Origin of the sequence: Mesorhizobium sp. ES1-3 (assembly GCF_020164795.1) — a bacterium.
GTDB lineage: Bacteria > Pseudomonadota > Alphaproteobacteria > Rhizobiales > Rhizobiaceae > Mesorhizobium.
Window position 1 is genome coordinate 1 of record NZ_JAIUGW010000062.1, and the last position, 2498, is coordinate 2498.

Sequence of the window (2498 nt, forward strand, 5' to 3'; positions counted from 1 at the left end):
CGACGGTCGCCAGTTGAGCTGCGGCCGACGCACCGCTTTTCCTCTCGGCCAAGTGCCCGCCCCGATTACGGGCGGCAGTCTTAATCGGTTGTGCTTTCCGTGACTTTGTACCCATCGTCGTTTTTCCCCAATGCCACGATAATATACGAATCTGTTCTCTAGGCTACGATCCCGCGTTTTGGGGTCAGGTTCCGATGCGACGAGCAGTCCTCCGCGCTCTGCGACGGCGTAGCAGCGCTGCTTATTTGCAGCACGGGAGCCGTCGCGGCGCACTTTTCCATCGCACTGACGGAGCAGCGTTACAGGCAATCGAGCGCGGTCCGCCGTCTTCCGATCGGCGCGGCCGCAGGCAATGTATCGCCCGCCCCATCTGCAAGCGGAATGTTTTGTGAGGCACACCCGGTCTGCACCAATGTATCAGGCTTCGGCGCTTTCGGCGCCCTGCCAAGATGGAGATTTGCGCGCCCGGCTCCTAACAAGATACGCGGCCTCGAAAGGACCGCTGCCTGCCGACAGGTTTGCCGAACGCCGATCAACCGTTGGGCCATCTCTATGTACATCCTCCCGCAGACTTCATGCGGCCGAACAGGTGCCGGGACGCGCCCGCTCGACCAAACTCGTTACCCCTTCGAGGTCGTCACGGCTTTGTATGGGCGCTGGTTTGACATCACGGCCCAGGCAATCCGGGCCAGTTTGTTGGCGAGCGCAACAACCACCACATTGCGCTTGGCGCGCTGCAGCAGCGCCTGCAGCCAGGCGCCGAGTTGGGTGTCCATTCGCGCCAGATATGGCAGTGCGGCTCGCGCACCGTGAATCAACGGCACGCGCATTTAGGTGCGCCCACGCTTGCTGATCCTCGTCAGGCGCGGCTTGCCGCCGGTCGTGATCTGCCGTGGAACAAGCCCCAGCCAGGCAGCGAAGTCACGCCCCTTCGCAAATGCCGACACGTCGCCGACCGCTGCTGCCAGCGCCGTAGCGTTGAGCGCGCCAATACCTGGCACGCTGCATAGGAGACGGGCTCGTTCATCGCTTTTGGCGAGCGCTTCGAACTCCTGGTCGAGCTGCTTGATCCGATGATCGAGTGCGTGCAGTTCATCGACCGTGTCGTGAACGAGTTGCTGCATCCTGGCGGTTAGGATCGTGCAGTTCGGCGAGTTATCGCGCAGCCACAGGTTCAGCTTTGGCCGACCCTTGGCGATAACGATGCCGCGGTCGAACAGCACATTGCTCCTCCGACTTGACCGGTACGAAGCGCATGGTCGGTCGTGTCGCCGCCGCGGCGATTGCCCCGGCATCGCGATCGTCGTTCTTGTGCGACTTCACGGGGGCATCAGCCGGACATCGTATCCGAGCGAGGCAAACTGACGAGCGGAGCGCCACAGCTCGCTTCATGCCAATGATGCAGTGCGGTTGCTTATCGACGAATGCAGCAAGGGATGGCCGACGCATCCGGAGACGCAGCACTACCGCACCTTCGCGGTCGAGGCCGAGCAGGCTGCAGAGCGTCTTTCCGAGATCGATTCCGAGTACGGCGATGTTCATCTTCCTTCCTCCTTCTAACACGTACTGACATTGTGTCCGGAACCGGAGGGGCGGGCCATCCCATAAGAAAACGTGCGTTCCGTCGTTGTTGGTCTGCATCGGTCCTCATCCGTCGGGGCAAATTCCTATGTGTCAAGCGGCGCCGGTCATCGCGTTGCCGACATGCGTTTCAAGTTCCGTGGTGCCACTCATCGATGCGCTCCCAGCAGACGCCGGTCCTTGGTGTGTGCGCGTTACGCGGCCTCGGTGTCGGTCGCACTCACATCGCGAACATAGTACGTGCCGTCACTCCACATGGCGTGCATGATCACAGCCAGCTTGCGCGCCACCGCGACGCAGGCCTTGCGATGACAAGAGCGCTTGGCGACCGTCGTCGACAACTCGATCTCGGGCGAACGTGTCGCCCGAGAACTCGACATCGTCGCCGAGCATCGCGGCTACCCCTGCATGATCGTGTCGGAAATGGCACCGAGCTGACCTCGAATGCCATCCTGGCGTCGCAGGAGGATCGGCATGTTGAATGGCACTACATCGCGCCGGGCAAGCCGATGCAGAACGGCTTCGTGGAAAGCTTTAACGGAAGGATGCGCGACGAGTGTCTCAACGAGCGGCTCTTCACCACCTATCGGCATGCCCGAGAGAGCATCGAAGAATGGAGGATCGACTACAATGTGAACCGCCCTCACGCGAGCCTCGACGGGCTCACACCGAACGAATTTGCAAACCGGTCCAGACCGGACCACAACGTGAACAGGGCCAACTTATAGGCGCGGACAAAACGGGGAGCAGGTCACCATAATAGCAGGCCGCCCTGGCAGTGCGTCTGTTTCCGTTGATAAAGGGGTGAATGTTGTTGAGGCGTTTCGTCGATTGCTGCCACGCTAGAGCGGGATGAGATTAGTTTCGGTCATATCCGGAGTTTTCGAAGTAGTGTGAGCATTCTGTCGGTGTGATGC

4 pseudogenes are annotated in these 2498 nt (G+C 60.8%); 1 reads left to right on the forward strand and 3 read right to left on the reverse strand.

From position 1 onward, the window contains the following. Positions 1 to 620: 620 nt before the first annotated feature. Together LB536_RS30900 and LB536_RS30905 are read right to left on the reverse strand one after the other, a co-directional pair. Positions 621 to 1542: pseudogene (locus tag LB536_RS30900) on the reverse strand (IS110 family transposase). A 233-nt stretch (positions 1543 to 1775) separates the two neighbouring features. Continuing rightward, positions 1776 to 1910: pseudogene (locus tag LB536_RS30905) on the reverse strand (IS110 family transposase); the annotation flags it as partial. Between LB536_RS30905 and LB536_RS30910 the strand changes: the two are divergent. Continuing rightward, positions 1894 to 2309 (forward strand): annotated as a pseudogene (locus LB536_RS30910) (integrase core domain-containing protein); the annotation flags it as partial. The pseudogenes LB536_RS30905 and LB536_RS30910 sit on opposite strands and share 17 nt — an antisense overlap. Here the strand turns inward: LB536_RS30910 and LB536_RS31440 are convergent. Continuing rightward, positions 2245 to 2400: pseudogene (locus LB536_RS31440) on the reverse strand (Fic family protein); the annotation flags it as partial. The pseudogenes LB536_RS30910 and LB536_RS31440 sit on opposite strands and share 65 nt — an antisense overlap. Positions 2401 to 2498: the final 98 nt, after the last annotated feature.